Origin of the sequence: Pseudomonas sp. NPDC077451 (assembly GCF_044543345.1) — a bacterium.
Classification (GTDB): Bacteria; Pseudomonadota; Gammaproteobacteria; order Pseudomonadales; family Pseudomonadaceae; genus Stutzerimonas.
This window is the reverse complement of record NZ_JBITVX010000010.1, coordinates 101,888-118,222: the sequence shown is the minus strand read 5'-3', so window position 1 is coordinate 118,222 and position 16,335 is coordinate 101,888. Positions and strand designations below refer to the sequence as shown.

Below are 16,335 nucleotides of genomic sequence, written 5' to 3'. Positions count from 1 at the left end.
CATGCCCCGTTTGCTGTTATTGATCTCGTTGTTGTTTGCTGTATCGGCTCAAGCGGCGCAGAGCGTCGATCCCTCGGTGTTCAAAGCGCTGGAACGTGCTCAAAGCGCGCAGGAGAAGGGGGACTACGGCGCTGCCCACCGAGCGCTCAAACAGGCCGAGGCGAAACCGGGCAGCGCAGAGGAAGCACTGTTGTGGCGCAGCCGTGCCTATCTGGCCTGGGCTGAAGGCAACAATCGCCAAGCGCTGGAACTGCTCGACAAGGCGATCGCCAGTGGCAAGCTTGACGAGTCGATACTGCCCAACGAGCGGCTCAATCTGGCGAAACTCAACCTGGTCGGACGCCGCTATGCCAAGGTCGTCAGCCTGCTGGGCTCACCCGCCAATGCAAGCGAAGAAGTCCTGCAGATGCTGGTGCAGGCTTATCAGGGGCTCGGGCAACATGCCAAGGCATTGCCACTGGCCGAACGCTATGTCCAGTCCAACCCCAACGCGGCCGACACCTGGTTGCAGTTTCTGGTAGCCGGTAACGCTGAGCTGAAGCGTTACGAGACAGCAGAGCGCTGGCAGAGCAGGCTTCTCGCCCGCCATCCGAATCAGGCCAAGAGCTGGCGGCAATTGGCAGGCTTGCAGCAGATGGCCGGCGATGAGGACAAGGCGTTGGCAACCCTGCGTGCGGCCCATGCCAAGGGGCTGCGCTTCAGCGAAGCCGAGCTGGACAATCTGGTATTGCTTGCCGGTGCCGCTGGCCAGCCCTGGCAAGGTGCAAAGCTGCTGCAGGGCATGCTTGAGTCACGCCTTCTAGCCAGCGATGCTAAGCGGCGTGAGCGTCTGGGCATGCTCTGGTGGCAGGCACGCGAGCGTTCGGAAGCGGCGCAGATCTACCGCGATCTCGCGGCTCAATCCGGTAGCGCCAAGTTCTGGCTGAACGTTGCTCAGCTGGAACTGGAGCAAGCCCACTGGCAGGCTGGTCTCGATGCGCTGAAACAGGCCGAGCGCGCAGGCGCCGAACGGCGCAAGGTTCGTTCCTGGCGTGAGTGGGCCGAAGGCGAGCTCAGCTTCGAGCGGCAGCGTCAGGTCGCCAGTACTCGTTGATCGGGTTGTCTGGACGGTTTGAGTAGGGGTGTCCAGGCAACTTCGCGCCAATCAGGCCTAGCGCGTGTGTATGCGTTCTGGACATAGAGCGCTGATCGACACAGAGCGGTTCGGCACAAATAACACGCATCGCCGTCAGCTTGGTTAACGGTTGTTGGCCGCTGCCATATCCTTGGCAATCAGATCCCAGCATGAAAGAAACTGGTGTCAGGAGGGGTATTGCTCGATGCCGCTCAGCTTGCCGATCAGGCTGGGTTCCGCTGCCTTATTCGAGCTCGTAGAGGTAGATCTTCTGCGCTTCCATGCGATAGCCGGCATCGGCCAGTTCGCTGGTGGCGTGTTCGACTTTTAACGGGCCTTCAATCCAGAACGGTTGGTACAGCTCGTCCACCTTTACGCCAAGCTCGCTGGTGGCATGCACGATCTGGTTGGAAGGCGGTGGCGGCACGTGAATACAGGCGCCGAAGTAGGGCACCAGCAGAAACTCCGTCACCCGCCCATCCTCGCTCATGTCCAGCGGCACAATGTAGCCGGGCAGCTTGACCTGAACGCCATCTAGCTCTTTGATGACCGGCTCGGCCGGCGATTGCTGAGCCGCTGCCGGACCCGCTTCCGCAGCGAGCGCATCGGCCAGTTGCGACATGTCGTGAAGCGCCACCGGCGGTGGTGGTGGCGGCGCGTCTGCCGGGATCAGGTCCGACCATTGCAGCTCACGAACATCGGCAACCGCGAAGGGCGCCGCGAGGGCGAGCAGGGTGGCAAGCAGCAGGCGAGACATGGAATTCCTCATAGTCTGATCGACAGGCCGTCGGCCAGCGACTGCCGATAGGCGCGCCACGCCGGCACACAGCCCATCAACAGCCCAGCCAGCAGTATGCCCGCCAGCAATGACCACTCATAGGCGCTTGGCAGCGCCAGCGGCAGATAAAGACCGTAGTGACTTTGCAGCGGCCCTTGCGCGACCGCAATGGCGACATACAACAGCAAGAGCCCGAACAGTGCACCCGCAAGTGCCAGGCTGAAAGCTTCGACCACCAGCAGGCCGGCAATATGCCAAGGCCGCGCACCAACCGAACGCAAGATCGCCATCTCCCGGCGCCGCTCGTTGAGGCTGGTGAGAATGGCGGTGAGCATGCCGATCAATCCGGTCAGCACGACGAACAAGGACACCACGAATAGTGCCTGTTCAGCGGTGCCCATCAGGCTCCAGAGCTCCTGCAGCGCCACGCCGGGCAGAATGGCCAGCAGCGGCTCGCCGCGAAACTGGTTGATTTCGCGTTGCAGGGTGAAGGTCGCGATCTTCCTGTTGAGGCCAAGCATGAACGCGGTGATCTGTTTGGGTTGCAGATCCATCTGGCGCGCCTGCTCCGCATCGATGCGAGCAGCGCCACGGGCTGGCATGCCGTTCTGCCAGTCGATATGCAACGCTTCCATGGCCGCCAGATTGATATGCAGCGTGCGGTCCACCGGCGTGCCGGTGCGTTTGAGGATGCCCACTACACGAAAGGGCTTGTCGTCATGTTTGACCAGGCTGACCGTGGCGACGCCGTGCGCCAGCACCAACTTGTCGTCCAGCTTGTATTTCAGCGCCTCGGCCACTTCGGCGCCCAGCACCACGTCGAACGGGTCCTCGGCGAACGGGCGACCTTGCGCCAGTTGTAGGAGCTGTTTGCGACCGTAACGGTAATGTTCGAAATAGGCGCCGCTGGTGCCCATCACTCGATAACCGCGATGGGAATCGCCCAGCGAAATGGGTATCGCCCAGCTGACTCGCGGATGCTCGGCGAAATGCTCGAAGCTCTCCCAGCGAATGTTGTTAGTGGCATTGCCGATACGGAACACCGAATACAGCAGCAGATTCACCGAGCCGGAGCGGGCGCCGACGATCAGATCGGTGCCACTGATGGTGCTGGCAAAGCTGGCGCGGGCTTCGGTGCGCACCCGCTCTACGGCGAGCAGCAGGCATACCGAGAGCGCAATGGCGAATACGGTGAGCAGCGCAGTGAAACGGCGGTTGTTCAGGCTCGCCAAGGCCAGACGCAACAGGTACATGGCCTATAACTCCGGGGCGCGAGCGGCGCGATTGAGGTCTGCCAATGAGAGGCTACGGTCGAACAGTGGCGCCAGGCTTTGATCGTGGCTGACGAACAACAGGCTCGAGCCGGCCTGTTCGCATTCGGCAAACAGCAACTGCAAAAAAGCTTCTCGGCTATCGGCGTCGAGGGCAGAGGTGGGTTCGTCGGCGATCACCAGTTCCGGCTGCCCGATCAGTGCGCGCGCCGCGGCGACGCGCTGTTGCTGTCCAATCGACAGCGCTTCGGCACGTCGATCGAGCAGGCTTTTCGGAATGCCAAGATGCTGGAGCAGGCTTGCCGACGCTTGCGCAACGCTGCCATGCCGCTGGCGGGCGCGCTCGGCTCTTGTCCTGGAAAAATGGCAAGGCAGGCCGACGTTTTCGGCCACCGAAAGAAAGGGCAGCAGGTTGAACTGCTGGAAGATGTAGCCGGTGTGATCGACCCGGAAGCGATCCCGTGCACCGGCAGAGAGCGCCGCGAGATCGCTGCCGAGCAGGCGAACCGTCCCGCGTTGCGCTTTCTGTACGCCGCCAATCAGTCCGAGCAGGGTCGTCTTGCCGCTGCCCGACGGACCCTTGAGAAACAGGCTCTGGTTGCGCGCCAGCGTGAAGCTGGGGATGTCGAGCAGCTCCGCCTGGCTCGGCCAGGCGAAACCCAATTGGTGCAGTTCGAGCAGCGGTGCGGTCATCGAGATGATCCGTATCAGGCGAGCCGGTGAGTTTACTGCGTCGGGCCAGGCGGCGGCAGACGGGATCGGATCAGAACGTCGCGCGCGGCTGGTCCGCGGTGAGTTGCACGCCCCGTTGACCCTTTGGACCGATCAGCTGTACCTGAATTTTCTGAGTGCCGGGGAACGCCTTGAACAAACCTTGCAGATCGAGCACCTGCAGCGCTTGGGGCGTGGCGCAATCGAAGCGGTAGTGCGCGTGAATTTCGCTGTGCTGGCTTTCATGATCTTCGTCGTGCTCGTGCTCGTGCTCGTGCTCTTCGCCATGGTCATGGGCCTCGCCTTCGAATAGCGGACTTTCGAGCTCAGTTTCAGCCAGGGTGCAGCCAGCTGCTGCAGGCAGGCCAAACAGGCTGTTCGGTTGTTCCAGCTGTTTGCGAGCGTCGGCAATCTTGCGCGTGTCCGCTTCGCTGCTCGGCGCATGCTCGAAGCCCACCAGATTCATCGCCGGGCTGCGCAGCTCGATTTCCAGCGTGGAGCCGTCCAGCGCCGCATCCAGTTCCGCAGCGCCATGCTCGTGGGCGCTGAGACTGTCGTGGTGCGCATGGTCGTGATCGTGTTCAGCAGCCAGAGCAAAACCGGGCAGTAAGGCGAAGGGCAGGGCAAGCAGCAGACGGCGCATGGTGATCTCCTATGGTTTAGGGTTACGTTATAACAAACGTGCGTAACGTCTGGCCAGCCTTCACCTCCCATGGGAGCATGCGATCTAGTTTTTCAGGAGAGTGGCGATGGTTCGAATTCGCGGCCATGTGGGCGATCTAGCAGTGGACCTCAGCATTGAAATGGACGATCACGACTGGGCGCAGTTGGCACGTCAGATGCCCGCTGCACAGGTTACGGCTGCCCCGTCGCAACCCGCCGACAAGGCTACCGTCGATCCTCATTGGCACGAGGCGCAGCAGTTGCTGCGAACGGCAGAGAGCATGGACGGGCCTCAGCTGTTGGCCGAGCTACAAGCGCTGGCGGGCAGCGCTCAAATGGGCAAGCGCCTGCTGGTGCGCTTGCGCCACTGCGCGCAAGTCAAGGTCGATAGCGGTGCGGATGCACCTGTCTATCGCTGGGTCGACTGAACGGCGCGACTGCGATCCGCGTTACAGACGCTGCGTCTGGAAGGTATCGCAGCGTGTCGGGTCGCCACTGTCGAATCCAATACGAAACCACTTCACCCGTTGCGCAGAGGTGCCATGGGTGAAGGCATCTGGAACGACCCGGCCCTGACTTTGCTGCTGCAAACGGTCGTCGCCGATCGCGTTCGCCGCATTCAGTGCTTCCTCCAGATCCCCCGCCTCAAGCCAGTCATGGCGCTGTTGGGCGTGGTTGGCCCAGACCCCTGCGAAGCAATCCGCCTGCAATTCCTGGCGAACCAGAAGGCCTTTGTCGCCCTCCATGCGCGCGCCGCGCTGACGGGCAGCCTGCATCTGCTGCGATACACCTAACAGTGTCTGTACGTGGTGGCCGACCTCATGGGCGATCACATAAGCCTGAGCGAAATCGCCCGCGACCGAAAAACGCGACGCCATCTCGTCGAAGAACTGCAGGTCGAGATACACCTGTTGGTCGCCCGGACAGTAGAAGGGGCCGACCGCCGAATTGGCGAAGCCACAGGCCGAATTCACGCCACCACGAAATAGCACCAGCGTCGGGTCGCGGTACTGCTGGCCGGACTGCTGAAACAAGGCGCGCCAGGTGTCCTCGGTGTCGCCCAGGATGGACTGGACGAAGGCAACCTGCGGGTCCTCACCGTTGGCTGGGGCGTTGCTCTGCTGGGTCGTTGCGGGACCTGATTGGTCGGCCAGCTGGCCGAGAATCTGCATGGGATCCTGGCCGGACAACAGGCCGATCACCACCACGATTGCGACGCCCGCCAGGGTCAGGCGCCCGCCACCGATGTCCCCGCTTCGGCCGCGAGCGTCCACCACATTGTCACTGCGACGAGCCTTCTTCCAACGCATGCCTGAGTCCTTCTGTCAGTTCTTACCTGAGTCAGACCGGCCTCAGCCTCAGCAAATTCAGCGGCGCTACAAACGTTTCGTCTGTTACGTCAGTCTGCCGGGTACTCGGCCAGCACCGACTGCTCACCTTCGTCGCTCACAGCGATTACTTTGAACGCGTCTTTACGGTCGCCCATCTCCATACCTGGCGAACCCATCGGCATGCCGGGTACCGCCGCACCGATCAAATCGGGCTGTGCTCGAAGCTTGAGAATGTCGGCAGCCGGGACGTGGCCTTCGACGAATTTTCCATCGATCACGCCGGTATGGCAGGAGCCCAGGCTATTTGGCACGCCGAGGCGGGTCTTGACGGCGGCCATGTCGGGTTCAACGTGGTCGTCGACCTCGAACCCGTTGGCTTCCAGATGCTCTATCCAGGCCTTGCAGCAACCGCAATTGGCGTCGCGGTGCACCTCGATGGCGATGGGCTCGGCGGCTTGAGCGAGGCTGGCGAAAAGAGCGGTGACAAGCAATAAACGGCGCATGAAGGTCTCTCCGGCGGGGTTGTGCGCAGCATAGCCCCATGCTCGCAGGCACCCAAGCCTGCTGGTGTGAGCGAATGTCACAGGAGTCGGCGAACAAGCGTGGAGCGAACCAAAACGGGGCGATCCGGTCGGATATCCATCGTGGTGCGGAGCCGCCGTCAGGAGAGTTTTCGATGCGTTTTGCCCGTTTCGTTCTGCTCGCGCAGGCATTGGTGATGGCCTGTCTCAGTTTGGCCTACTGGCTGTGGCCTCACGAGATGGCCAATCTCAACGGCATGCTGCTGATGGAAACCGCGTCGGTCAGTCACATGCGTGTCTATTACGGCGGCTTGCAGCTGGGGCTGGCATTGTTCCTGATCTGGGCCGCGCGTGCACCGGAGCGAGCCCGGCCAGCGCTGATCATGCTAGTGATGACCATGGCGGCGCTGGTGCTGGGGAGGCTGGTGTCGCTCTGGCTGGATGGCGGTGACTTGGTCGGCTTCGATCTCGCCTCCATGCTCTATCGCGTGCTGGCTGTGGTGTTCGCCGGTCTCGCCTGGCGCGCTATTCGCGAGCGTCCGGAGCCAGAGCCAGAGCCGGAGCGCCTTGAGCCTGCCACCCATCGCCTCGTCAGCGAATCACCGATGCCATTCAAGCTTGGCGACACGCCTCCAACTGACGAAACTGTGCCAGCTGAAGCGGCACCGCAGCCGTTTCGGCGTGGAGATCCCATCGCCTAGCCGAGCGGCCAGACGACTAGTGCGGTTCCGACCCGATCCGCGACTCCCGGTCGCGGTCACGATACCCTTGCCCCGGAGCGTCCAGGGTGAGCAAATAGCCAACCGGCATAGGCGCCGCTCCTTTACCCGGGCCAGCCCGCCACCATTTCTGGGGAGTTCCAGCATGGCTCATCTGTCCAACACCGAATTCCAGCCCCTGAGCATCGCGGTGCTTACGGTGAGCGACACCCGCAACATCGATTCCGATACCTCCGGCCAAGCGCTGATCGATGGGCTGCAGAGCGCCGGCCATACCTTGGCCGAGCGGGCCATCGTCAAGGACGACATCTGGCAGATCCGCGCCCGCGTCTGCAGCTGGATCGCTAGCGAGAACGTGCAGGTGGTGCTGATCACTGGCGGCACCGGTTTCACCGCCCGCGACAACACTCCGCAGGCGGTGCAGCCACTGCTAGACAAAGACGTGGACGGCTTCGGCGAGCTGTTCCGCTACGTTTCACTGGGTGAGATCGGCACCTCCACCGTGCAGTCCCGCGCGCTGGCCGGCATGAGCAACGGCACGCTGGTTTGCTGTCTGCCCGGTTCGACCAACGCCTGCCGTACCGCCTGGAACAAGATCCTCGTCGAGCAGCTGGACAGCCGCACCAAGCCCTGCAACTTCGTGCCGCACCTCAAGGCTTCCGCGGTCGAATACTGCGGGCCACGCTCATGAGTGCCTGTGGCTGCGACACCAGTGGCCTGAAGCCGGTCGACGAGGCTATTGCCGAACTGCTGGCGCGGGTGCCCGCGCTGCCGCCGGTCGAACATGTGGCGCTGCCCGATGCCCTTGGTCGGGTGCTGGCCGAATCCCTCGACGCGCCCTTCCCGGTGCCGGCCTGGGACAACAGCGCGATGGATGGCTACGCCCTGCGCGCGGCTGACCTGCCGGCAGGCGGCGGTTGGCTGCCGCTGGCCGGGCGCATTGCCGCCGGTGATGCTGCCGACCAGCAACTGCCCGTCGGCCACGCCGTGCGCATCTTCACCGGCGCGCCGCTGCCGCCGGGCGCCGATACTGTGGTGGCGCAGGAGGATTGCCAGATCGAGGCCGATCGCGCGCATTTCCCTGGGGTCATCCCGGGTGCCCATGTGCGTCGGCAGGGCGAAGAAGTGAAGGCCGGTGAGGCCGTGCTGCAGGCCGGCAAGCGCTTGCGACCGCAGGAAGTTGGATTGCTGGCAAGCTTCGGCGTGGCCCGCGTGGCGGTCTATCGTCGTTTGCGTATCGGTCTGCTCTCCAGCGGTAACGAGCTGCGCGAACCCGGCGAGCCGCTGGCGCCGGGACAGATCTACAACTCCAACCGTTACTGCCTGCTCAGCGTGCTGCGCAGCCTCGGGATGGAAGTACACGACTACGAAATCCTGGTCGACGAACTGGCTGCCAGCCGTGACGCCCTGGCGCTGGCCGCTTCTGAGTGGGACATGCTGATCACCTCTGGCGGCGTCTCGGTCGGCGAGGAGGATCACCTCAAACAGGCCATTCGCGAACTGGGCGAGCTGCACATGTGGCGCCTGGCGATCCAGCCCGGTAAGCCGTTGGCCTTCGGCGAGGTCAATGGCAAGCCGTGGATCGGCCTGCCAGGCAATCCAGCTGCGGCGCTGATCACCTCGCTGGTGGTGGCGCGGCCGTTCCTGCTCAGTGCCCAGGGTTGCACCGAGGTGCTGCCCAAGCCGCTGCGCCTGACCGCCGGCTTCGCCTGGCGTAAACCGAACAACCGCCGCCAGTACCTGCGCGCGCGGCTGGAGCAGGTCGATGGCGAGATGCGCGTGTGCCTGCACCCGCGGCAGGGCTCGGCGATGCTGACCTCGGCCAGCTGGGCGGAAGGCCTGGCCATCGTCGAGCGCAACCGCACGCTGGAAGAAGGGGAGACGGTGGAGTACCTGCCGTTCAGCGAACTGCTCGGCTGACAAACGAAAACGCCCGGTCGATGACGAGTCGACCGGGCGTTTTCATGTCTGCGCGTTAGGCCTGGTGGCGCTGCGGCAGCATCCGTCGCAGAACGTCGTCGCGGCGAACGTAATGGTGAAACAGCGCGGCTGCGGCATGCAGACCGATCAGCCAGTAACCGAGCTCGGCCACGGTTTCGTGAATTTCCTTGATATCGCCGGCCAGGTTCTTGTCCGGTGAGAGCAGGGCCGGCAGCTCCAGGCCAAAGAAGGGAATCGGCTTGCCCGCAGCACTCAGTGTCAGCCAGCCCAGCAGCGGCAGTCCGATCATCAGGCCGTACAACGCCAGGTGCGCCAGCTTGGCCAGCCGTTGCTCCCAGGCTGCGCTGGCAATGGCGAGCGGCGCCGGGCGAAGCCATCTGGCCAGCAAACGCAGCCAGACCAGCATGAACACCGACAAGCCGAGCATGAAGTGCCACTGCTTAAGCAACTCGCGCGGCTCGCTGCCCTTGGCGAAATTACCCTTCAGTTCAATCGTTGCGTAGACCGCTGCAATCAGCAGCACCATCAGCCAGTGCAAGCCAATGGACAGCCGTCCGTAGCGGATCGGCATCAGTTTATCGTTCATTTCACCTACTCCTCGTGTGGATACTTGCCGCCGAGTCTAGGCCTCGAAACTTAAGCGAAGCTTATCTGGGCAAGTGTCGCGACGATTCGACGCGGTGTTGTTGCCCGGCATGCCTCAGGGCAGCGCAGCGACGGCTGATACGGGGCGCGGCGATCGAATACTGGTGCTGCGCGAAGGGGATGGCCTGGGATTGGGGACAGGCTCAGGTGCGGGGAACACGAACAATCGCGCGTAATCCACCCAGTGCCGAATCGAGCAATTCAACAGTCGCACCGTGCAGCTCGGCGATGCGCGCCACAATCGACAGGCCGAGCCCAGCACCCTGACCGTCGCCGAGGCGAACGAAGCGCTCGAACAGTTGCTCACGCAGCTCGGGCGCAATACCGGGCCCGCTGTCCGCAACCTCAATGATCAACTTATCCGGGGTGCTGCGCAGCTGTACCTCGATCCGCCCGCCGCTGGGGGTGTAGGTCAGCGCGTTACCGACCAGGTTCTGCAACAGCGTGGCCAGGCTTGCGGCATCGCCGGTCAGTGAGCAGTCATCGTGCTCATCGATTTCCAGCGTGAGTTCCTGATCGCGGGCGATGGCCAGTGGCGTCAACTCGGCGAGGGTGTCGCGTGTCAGCCGACGCATGTCCAGCGGTGCCAGGCGCAGTTGCTGGGCGCTGGGTTCCAGTCGCGCGAGGGTCAGCAGCTGAGTGACTACGCGTGTCGTACGGTCGACCCCGGCGAGGAGCTGCCTGAGGGCTTCGTCACGGTCTGCCTCGCTGTCGGCTTGTTGTGCGTTCTGGGCGTGAATGCGCAGCACTGCCAGGGGCGTGCGCAGTTCATGAGCTGCGTCGGCGATGAAGCGTTTTTCCCGATCGACCAGTTGATTGACCTGTTGCAGCAGGCGATTGAGCGAGGCGGCCACCGGCTCCAACTCCTGCGGCAGCGGTGCCAGCAGCAGCGGCGCGAGGTTGTCCGGATCGCGATTCTTCAGCAGCTGTGCCATGTGCGCCAGCGGGCGCAAGCCCAAGCCCACCGCCAACCAGATCAGCAGCGCCAGCAGAGGCAGACCGATCAGGTCAGGCAGCAGGCTGCGTCGGGCGATCTTGCCGACCAGCTCGCCGCGTACATCGTCGCGCTCGCTGACCAGAATCCAGAGTTCGTCCTCGGGATCGTGCAACAGGAACAGGCGCCAGGCATGGCCGTCGAGCTGCACGTCGTGATAACCGCCACTCAGGGCGCTGAAGGGCGACGCCGAGGCTGGCTTGGCCAATTCCTGCAAGGCGCCGTTCGGTGCGCCGGCTGACTGCAGCACGCTGCTGCCATCTGCGGCGTAGACCTGAAAGCCGAGTTTGGTTTCGTAATCATGCCCGGGCACCCCCTGATTCCGCCGCGCGTTCACCGCTGCGTCCAAGGCGCTCTGCAGCGCGTGGCGGGCTGACGGCTCCATTTCTCGCATCACCAGCCCCTGCACAAGCCGCGCGCTCTGCGCCAGCTGGGCGTCGAACAGCTCTTCGATCTCGTGGCGAGCGTCGCGATAACTGCGCCAGGAGATCAGGCTCAGCGACAGCAGCAGGATGCCGAGCACCAGCACCAGGGTGCGGTTGCGGATAGAGCGCCTCAGCATTTGTCCACCAAATAGCCGACCCCGCGCACGGTGCGGATCAGCTCGGGGAAGAATTTTTTGCGCAGGTGATGGATATGCACCTCCAGCGCGTTGCTCTCGACCTCCTCGTCCCAGCCGTAGAGCACCTGCTGCAGCCGATCGCGGGTCAGCACCCGACCGGGCTGGGCAATCAGCTCGTGGAGCAGGACGAATTCTTTGCGCGGCAGATTGATCGGCGCGCCCTGGTAGCTGACCTGCTGGTTCACCGGGTCGAGCAGAATGCCGCGGTACTCCAGGGTCGGCTCCGGGCGATTGAAGCTGCGCCGAAGCAGGGCGCGCAGGCGAGCCTTAAGTTCGGCGACATCGAAGGGTTTGACCAGGTAATCGTCGGCGCCGGCGTCCAGCCCGGCAATGCGGTCGCTGGTGGCATCGCGCGCGGTCAGTACCAACACCGGTACGGGGTTGGCGCTGGCGCGCAGCCGCTTGAGCACTTCCAGACCGTCCATACGCGGCAGGCCCAAGTCGAGGATGGCCAGCTCGAAGCTCTCGTGGCTCAGCGCATGCAGCGCGCTAGCACCGTCCTGCAGCCAGTCCACTGTATAACCCTCCGGCTTCAGCGCAGTGCGGATGCCCTCGCCAAGAGCACGATCGTCTTCCACCAGCAGAATGCGCATGTCGTTTCTGTCGTCCTGAAGGGTTTGTGGCATTGCTTTGCATTCAACGCCGTCGCAACCGGTTATTCCAGTTTTTCCTTGACCTTGGCCAGCAGCGCGCGGGCCTCTTCGCGGCGCCCGGCATCGGCGACTTCGCGACCGGGGCGGGCGGGTGCGGCGATGGCTTTTTCCAGTGCGGCGCGTGCTTCGCCATAGCGCTTCTGGCGCAGCAGGAAATCGCCATCGAAGTAGTTGGGGTCGATGCCGCTCGGGTTCAGCGCCAGCGCCTGATGGAACAACGCCTCGGCCTTGTCCTCGTCACCGAAGCCGATCGGCCAGCCGGGCACCTGGTAGTAGAGACTCGCGAGGCTGGTGTAGGCCGAGCCATCCAGCGCCTGCGGATCAAGTTCGATGGCTTCCTCCAGTTCGGCCTTGGCCTGCTTGACCAGGCTCAGCGCACCGAGCCCGCCCTTGGCGCCGGCCCAGGTGCTGAGCACGATGCCGTGCCAGATATGCAGCTCGGCGGCCTGGGGTTCGCCGGCCGCCGCGCTTTCCGCCTCCGAGGCGAGCCGGGCGAAGGCCGCCTCGCGCTGTGCCGCAGGCAGTTGATAGTTGATCTCCGCCCAGCGCGTCTGGATCTGGCGCAGCGATGACTTGCCGGCCGGGCTGAGGGCTAAGGAGGGTTGGCTGGCCAGGGCCAGCATCAGGGCGCAAAGGCCGAGCAGAGGCTTCATGGGTGTTCTCCGGTAGAGGTAGATTGCGATGCGGGTGGCGTTGGCTGTTCGGCGCGGGCGAAGCGCTTGATCACCGGCAGCTGCTTGCGCAGCGCCTGGTCGACCAGCCGCGGCAGCAGGCTATTGAGGCGCACGAAGAGTTTTTCCGGCCAGCCGAGGTAGATCTCTTCACGCTCGGCGGCGATGGCGTGGACGATCTGCCGCGCGACTTGTTGCGGATCATCCATCTCCACCTTCAGCTCGTTGTTCATCGCCACCACATCGGCGCTGTTCATCGCCGTGCGGGTGGCGCGGGGCGCGACGTAGAGCACCTTAACGTGGCTGTCGGCCAATTCGCGCCGCAGCGCTTCGGAGAAGCCGCGCAGGGCGAACTTGCTCGCGCAGTAGGCGGCGAAACCCGGGTAGCCGATGGAGCCGAAGGTCGAGCCGAGATTGACCAGCAGCGCCTGCGGTTGCTGGCGCAGCAGCGGCAGCAGCAGGTGGGTCAGCTGCAGTGTGGCGGTGACGTTGACGCCGATCAGGCGGGCGATGGCATCCTCGTCCTGCTGTTCGAGCAGGCTGAACTGGTTGATCCCTGCGGCATTGATCACGCAGTTGAGGCCGCCGAAACGCCGCGCTGCATCGAGCACCGTATGCCGGCCACTGCGCTGGGTGAGGTCGGCGCAGACCAGGCTGACCTGCCCCGGATAGCGACGCGTCAGCGCTTCCAGGGCAAGACTGTCGCGTCCCACCAGTAACAGCCGTGCGCCGTTCGCGCAGAGCCGCTCGACCAGCACCTGGCCGATGCCGCCGCTGGCACCGGTCAGCAGGATTCGCGCGTCACGCAGTTGCATGGTCGTGCTCCGGCGCGCTCAGACTGCGGAAGATGTCGCCGTAGAGGCGGTAGACGACGCGAGCGGTGTGCACCACGGCGGCCTTGTCGGCATCGTTTTCGAGGCGGTTCATCAGCTTCTTGAAGAACTCGATGTGCTCCAGGTCCAGGCTACCATGGGATGTCAGGTAGCTGAATGCCTTGGCCGGCAGCTCGAGCTTGTCCTGCAGCACGCCGGCTGCCTGGGTCGCCAAGGCGATGCTGGTGCCTTCCAGCACGTTTACCATGCCGAAGAAGCTCGCCGGGTTGTGCCGCGCGATGCGGTCGTAGACGTAGGCGACCATCAGCTCGGTGGGCAGTGCCGGCTGGCCGTGGCGCACCGCCTCGGTATCGCCGCCACAGGCGCGGATGTCGTTGAGGATCCATTCCTGGTGGCCGATTTCTTCCTCGATGTATTCGGCGATCGCCTCGCGCAGCCACTCCAGGCGCTCCGGCAGGCGTGCGCCGCAAGCCATCAACAGCGGCACGGTGTGCTTGACGTGGTGATAGGCCTGGGTGAGGAAAGCGATGTACTGCGCGCGGGTCGCAGTGCCGGCTAGCGCGGCGTGGATGATCGGCGCGCCGAGCAGGTACTCGCGCTCGCTGTTGGTCTGTTGTTGCAGTTGGTCGAAAAATTCCATGCTGCGTACCTCGAAGTCAGGAAAAAGAAAGGCGTTAATGGCCGTTTGGTAGTGGCTGAACAGGGCGTCGCGGCGCAGGCGGCCATTGGCGGTGGCCAGGCCGTTGTCGGGGCGAAAGGCTTCGGCGGCGCGCAGCCAGTGGTGTACGCGGGCGTAGTCCGGCAGGCCGGCATTGACCCGCTCGACCGCCGCCTGCAGCTCGGCATCGCTCAGCTCGGGGCGGCGAGGTACGAGCACGGCGACGTTCTGCGCCAGCGCCTCGCCATGCAGCCAGGCCTGGGCGATCGGCGCCTGCTGCACCAGCTCGGCCTCGACCCATTCCGGGTTGACGTTGCGTCCGTAGGCGGTTACGAACTGATGCTTCTTGCGCCCGTGCAGGATCAGGAAGCCATCCTCGAAATGGCCTAGGTCGCCGGTGGCCAGCCACTCGCCGGTCAGCGGCGGTTCGCCGAGGTAACCGAGCATGTGCGGGCCGCGCACCAGTACCTCGCCATCGTCGGCCAAGCGCAGCTCGACGTGTGGCAGCGGCCGGCCGACCGTGCCGATGCGCCGCGCCTCGGGTGTGTTCAAACAGACCACCGAGGCGCATTCGGACAAGCCGTAGCCCTCGAACAGCGGCAGCCCGAGGCGCTCGGCGCGCTCCAGTAGCTGCGGCGCCACGCGGCCGCCACCCACCGCGATAAAGCGCAGCGACGCTGGCAATGGCACTCCCTGTTCGGCGGCGCTGACCAGCGCCAGCAACAGCTGCGGCAGCAGGATCAGGCTGTGCGGCTGGCTGGCCTGCAGCGTGGCCAGCAAACGTTGCAGCTCGAAGCCCGCCGCGCCGCTGAAGCCGATCTCGGCCAGCGGCCGCAGCTCGACCCGCGCACCCGCCAGCAGCGGCGCATAGAGCCCGGCGATGTTTTCCAGCAGCGTCGCTAGCGGCAGTACGCACAGGTGCTGTCGCACGTCGCACGGCAGGCTGGCCTGCCGCAGGCTCTCGGCCACCGCCAGCTGTGCTTCGGCGTTCAGGCAGACGCCCTTGGGCTGGCCGGTGGTGCCGGAGGTATAGGTGATCTTCAGGGTGCCGTCGGGCACCGGCGTGACGGTATCCGGCTGGCGCTGTAACAGGTCGCCGGCGGTCGGACGAAAGCCGCAGCGCTCGCTGAGCGGGCTGACGGCGCCGATCAGGCAGTCGATGCCGGCATGGTTCAGCACATGCTCCTGCTGCGCCGGGGAAAAGAATCCCGGCAGCGGCACGCAGACCAGACCGGCTCGCAGCAGGGCCAGATCCCACAGCGCCCACTCCAGACCGTTGTCCAGCGCCAAGGCGACGCGCTGCACGCCGAGCCGTTGCAGCTGGGCGGCACGCGCGGCTACCTCGTGGCGCAATTCGGCATAGCTCAGCTGACGCGGCCCTTCGCTCAGCGCGATGCCGGCGTGCTGGTCGAGCGTCGTCCAGAAGCGTTCAGCTGCAGGCTGCATGGGGCACCTCCGTGGCATCGAATAACGGCCGGTAGCCGAGTCGCGCATAGAGGCCGAGTTGCAGCAGGCGCTGGTGGCCGGGCAGGATCTCGCCGGCCATCAGCTGCGGGCGGCTGGCGTAGTAGCTTCCCCAGTCGGCCAGCTCATCGCCCATGCGCGCCGGATCGGCCAGGCCGAGTGGCAGCGGATCGAGCGCGAGGCGCTGAAAGCTGTTGAGCAAGGCTGGCGTGCCGGTGAACACCACCCAGCGAAAACCCTGGGCGACCAGCAGGTCGGTCAGTGCGACGATCAGCAGGCGCGCCGAGGCGTTGCCGAACGCAGCCAGGTTGCCGACCTCGACGATCTCCTCGCGCGGCACCGTACGCCCATGGCGCAGGCTCACGGCCTGCTCGATGGGTTCGTCCAGATAACGCTCGAGAAACAGCGGCCGACGCTGGGCGCTGCGCAGACCGACCGCGCCCTGCACCTCGCCGTTCTGGTCATGCAGGCCCAGCAGGCAGGGCATGAAGTGCCGCACCCGTGCCTGATAGTGCTCGGCGAATCGTTGGTGGATGAAGCGTTCCAGTGCTGCGCGCCGCTCGCCTGCATCGGCCTGCGCCAGTTGCAGGGTCAGCGCCGGCTCACGGCCGATACACGCCAGTACGTCAGTTTGATCAACCCAGGGCAGTTCCATCGGGGAACCTCGGTTAGAAGCCTGGGGCGATTGTTGGGCGGCAAACTTAAGGCAGCCTTAAGCCGCACGGCGCTAAATGCGGGGCTGGCGA

General features: G+C 64.5%; 18 protein-coding genes and 1 pseudogene. 5 read left to right on the top strand and 14 right to left on the bottom strand.

Annotation, left to right across the window (positions count from 1 at the left end):
• The first annotated feature begins 1 nt into the window (after position 1).
• Positions 2 to 1,093 carry a tetratricopeptide repeat protein gene (locus tag ACIGHL_RS16415; protein ID WP_128120954.1) on the top strand — a complete coding sequence of 364 codons (1,092 nt, stop codon included), beginning with the start codon at positions 2 to 4 and terminating at the stop codon, positions 1,091 to 1,093.
• Between the two features lie 265 nt (positions 1,094 to 1,358).
• Here the strand turns inward: ACIGHL_RS16415 and ACIGHL_RS16410 are convergent, their stop codons facing one another.
• The 4 genes from ACIGHL_RS16410 to ACIGHL_RS16395 all read right to left on the bottom strand — a co-directional run bounded on the left by ACIGHL_RS16410 (position 1,359) and on the right by ACIGHL_RS16395 (position 4,517).
• A complete protein-coding gene (locus ACIGHL_RS16410) occupies positions 1,359 to 1,871 on the bottom strand; it encodes a DUF3299 domain-containing protein (RefSeq protein ID WP_128120953.1) in 513 nt (170 codons plus the stop codon).
• A gap of 8 nt (positions 1,872 to 1,879) precedes the next feature.
• Positions 1,880 to 3,145 (bottom strand): ABC transporter permease, encoded by a 1,266-nt coding sequence (locus ACIGHL_RS16405; RefSeq protein WP_128120952.1) that lies wholly within the window; start codon positions 3,143 to 3,145, stop codon positions 1,880 to 1,882.
• Positions 3,146 to 3,148: 3 nt separating this feature from the next.
• Entirely contained in the window at positions 3,149 to 3,856 is a 708-nt protein-coding gene (locus ACIGHL_RS16400) for an ABC transporter ATP-binding protein (protein ID WP_128120951.1), read from the bottom strand.
• Positions 3,857 to 3,926: 70 nt separating this feature from the next.
• A complete protein-coding gene (locus ACIGHL_RS16395) occupies positions 3,927 to 4,517 on the bottom strand; it encodes a DUF2796 domain-containing protein (RefSeq protein ID WP_128120950.1) in 591 nt (196 codons plus the stop codon).
• A 106-nt stretch (positions 4,518 to 4,623) separates the two neighbouring features.
• Between ACIGHL_RS16395 and ACIGHL_RS16390 the strand changes: the two genes are divergently transcribed.
• Positions 4,624 to 4,965, top strand: a complete 342-nt coding sequence (locus ACIGHL_RS16390; RefSeq protein ID WP_128120949.1) for a hypothetical protein — start codon at positions 4,624 to 4,626, stop codon at positions 4,963 to 4,965.
• Positions 4,966 to 4,986: 21 nt separating this feature from the next.
• Here the strand turns inward: ACIGHL_RS16390 and ypfJ are convergent, their stop codons facing one another.
• Both ypfJ and ACIGHL_RS16380 read right to left on the bottom strand, forming a co-directional pair.
• Positions 4,987 to 5,847 carry a KPN_02809 family neutral zinc metallopeptidase gene (gene ypfJ / locus ACIGHL_RS16385; protein WP_128120948.1) on the bottom strand — a complete coding sequence of 287 codons (861 nt, stop codon included), beginning with the start codon at positions 5,845 to 5,847 and terminating at the stop codon, positions 4,987 to 4,989.
• 89 nt (positions 5,848 to 5,936) lie between these two features.
• Entirely contained in the window at positions 5,937 to 6,371 is a 435-nt protein-coding gene (locus tag ACIGHL_RS16380) for a DUF411 domain-containing protein (RefSeq protein WP_128120947.1), read from the bottom strand.
• Positions 6,372 to 6,544: 173 nt separating this feature from the next.
• On the opposite strand from ACIGHL_RS16380, the gene ACIGHL_RS16375 reads away from it, so the two are divergent.
• From ACIGHL_RS16375 to ACIGHL_RS16365, 3 genes are all read left to right on the top strand, one after another.
• Positions 6,545 to 7,090 carry a DUF4345 domain-containing protein gene (locus ACIGHL_RS16375; RefSeq protein ID WP_128120946.1) on the top strand — a complete coding sequence of 182 codons (546 nt, stop codon included), beginning with the start codon at positions 6,545 to 6,547 and terminating at the stop codon, positions 7,088 to 7,090.
• A 163-nt stretch (positions 7,091 to 7,253) separates the two neighbouring features.
• Complete coding sequence (gene moaB, locus ACIGHL_RS16370; RefSeq protein ID WP_014821507.1) at positions 7,254 to 7,799, top strand: molybdenum cofactor biosynthesis protein B; 546 nt, start codon at positions 7,254 to 7,256, stop codon at positions 7,797 to 7,799.
• Positions 7,796 to 9,028, top strand: a complete 1,233-nt coding sequence (locus ACIGHL_RS16365) for a molybdopterin molybdotransferase MoeA (RefSeq protein ID WP_128120945.1) — start codon at positions 7,796 to 7,798, stop codon at positions 9,026 to 9,028. Before moaB ends, ACIGHL_RS16365 begins: the two co-directional genes overlap by 4 nt.
• Positions 9,029 to 9,083: 55 nt before the next feature.
• Here the strand turns inward: ACIGHL_RS16365 and ACIGHL_RS16360 are convergent, their stop codons facing one another.
• The 8 genes and pseudogenes from ACIGHL_RS16360 to ACIGHL_RS16325 all read right to left on the bottom strand — a co-directional run bounded on the left by ACIGHL_RS16360 (position 9,084) and on the right by ACIGHL_RS16325 (position 16,244).
• Entirely contained in the window at positions 9,084 to 9,635 is a 552-nt protein-coding gene (locus ACIGHL_RS16360; RefSeq protein WP_128120944.1) for a cytochrome b, read from the bottom strand.
• A gap of 202 nt (positions 9,636 to 9,837) precedes the next feature.
• Positions 9,838 to 11,250 (bottom strand): ATP-binding protein, encoded by a 1,413-nt coding sequence (locus tag ACIGHL_RS16355; RefSeq protein WP_128120943.1) that lies wholly within the window; start codon positions 11,248 to 11,250, stop codon positions 9,838 to 9,840.
• Positions 11,244 to 11,903 (bottom strand): response regulator, encoded by a 660-nt coding sequence (locus ACIGHL_RS16350; RefSeq protein ID WP_046163972.1) that lies wholly within the window; start codon positions 11,901 to 11,903, stop codon positions 11,244 to 11,246. The genes ACIGHL_RS16355 and ACIGHL_RS16350 overlap by 7 nt, the downstream gene beginning before the upstream one ends.
• A 62-nt stretch (positions 11,904 to 11,965) precedes the next feature.
• On the bottom strand, positions 11,966 to 12,616 hold the full coding sequence (locus ACIGHL_RS16345; RefSeq protein WP_128120942.1) for a tetratricopeptide repeat protein: 651 nt from the start codon (positions 12,614 to 12,616) through the stop codon (positions 11,966 to 11,968).
• Entirely contained in the window at positions 12,613 to 13,449 is an 837-nt protein-coding gene (locus ACIGHL_RS16340; RefSeq protein WP_128120941.1) for an SDR family oxidoreductase, read from the bottom strand. Before ACIGHL_RS16340 ends, ACIGHL_RS16345 begins: the two co-directional genes overlap by 4 nt.
• Complete coding sequence (locus ACIGHL_RS16335) at positions 13,436 to 14,146, bottom strand: iron-containing redox enzyme family protein (protein ID WP_500137056.1); 711 nt, start codon at positions 14,144 to 14,146, stop codon at positions 13,436 to 13,438. Before ACIGHL_RS16335 ends, ACIGHL_RS16340 begins: the two co-directional genes overlap by 14 nt.
• A pseudogene (locus ACIGHL_RS16330) lies at positions 14,138 to 15,571 on the bottom strand (AMP-binding protein); the annotation flags it as partial. The pseudogene ACIGHL_RS16330 and the gene ACIGHL_RS16335, both read right to left, overlap by 9 nt.
• Entirely contained in the window at positions 15,555 to 16,244 is a 690-nt protein-coding gene (locus ACIGHL_RS16325; RefSeq protein WP_046163923.1) for a thermostable hemolysin, read from the bottom strand. The pseudogene ACIGHL_RS16330 and the gene ACIGHL_RS16325, both read right to left, overlap by 17 nt.
• Between the last annotated feature and the right edge of the window lie 91 nt (positions 16,245 to 16,335).

Bases quoted from the DNA above. Each gene is read 5' to 3' on its own strand.
- ACIGHL_RS16325 (WP_046163923.1), bottom strand. From the start codon at position 16,244: ATGGAACTGCCCTGGGTTGATCAAACTGACGTACTGGCGTGTATCGGC.
- ACIGHL_RS16350 (WP_046163972.1), bottom strand. From the start codon at position 11,903: ATGCGCATTCTGCTGGTGGAAGACGATCGTGCTCTTGGCGAGGGCATC.
- ACIGHL_RS16405 (WP_128120952.1), bottom strand. From the start codon at position 3,145: ATGTACCTGTTGCGTCTGGCCTTGGCGAGCCTGAACAACCGCCGTTTC.
- ACIGHL_RS16400 (WP_128120951.1), bottom strand. From the start codon at position 3,856: ATGACCGCACCGCTGCTCGAACTGCACCAATTGGGTTTCGCCTGGCCG.
- ACIGHL_RS16340 (WP_128120941.1), bottom strand. From the start codon at position 13,449: ATGCAACTGCGTGACGCGCGAATCCTGCTGACCGGTGCCAGCGGCGGC.
- ACIGHL_RS16345 (WP_128120942.1), bottom strand. From the start codon at position 12,616: ATGAAGCCTCTGCTCGGCCTTTGCGCCCTGATGCTGGCCCTGGCCAGC.
- ACIGHL_RS16415 (WP_128120954.1), top strand. From the start codon at position 2: ATGCCCCGTTTGCTGTTATTGATCTCGTTGTTGTTTGCTGTATCGGCT.
- ACIGHL_RS16410 (WP_128120953.1), bottom strand. From the start codon at position 1,871: ATGTCTCGCCTGCTGCTTGCCACCCTGCTCGCCCTCGCGGCGCCCTTC.
- ACIGHL_RS16355 (WP_128120943.1), bottom strand. From the start codon at position 11,250: ATGCTGAGGCGCTCTATCCGCAACCGCACCCTGGTGCTGGTGCTCGGC.
- ACIGHL_RS16395 (WP_128120950.1), bottom strand. From the start codon at position 4,517: ATGCGCCGTCTGCTGCTTGCCCTGCCCTTCGCCTTACTGCCCGGTTTT.
- ACIGHL_RS16360 (WP_128120944.1), bottom strand. From the start codon at position 9,635: ATGAACGATAAACTGATGCCGATCCGCTACGGACGGCTGTCCATTGGC.
- ypfJ (WP_128120948.1), bottom strand. From the start codon at position 5,847: ATGCGTTGGAAGAAGGCTCGTCGCAGTGACAATGTGGTGGACGCTCGC.
- moaB (WP_014821507.1), top strand. From the start codon at position 7,254: ATGGCTCATCTGTCCAACACCGAATTCCAGCCCCTGAGCATCGCGGTG.
- ACIGHL_RS16375 (WP_128120946.1), top strand. From the start codon at position 6,545: ATGCGTTTTGCCCGTTTCGTTCTGCTCGCGCAGGCATTGGTGATGGCC.
- ACIGHL_RS16390 (WP_128120949.1), top strand. From the start codon at position 4,624: ATGGTTCGAATTCGCGGCCATGTGGGCGATCTAGCAGTGGACCTCAGC.
- ACIGHL_RS16380 (WP_128120947.1), bottom strand. From the start codon at position 6,371: ATGCGCCGTTTATTGCTTGTCACCGCTCTTTTCGCCAGCCTCGCTCAA.
- ACIGHL_RS16365 (WP_128120945.1), top strand. From the start codon at position 7,796: ATGAGTGCCTGTGGCTGCGACACCAGTGGCCTGAAGCCGGTCGACGAG.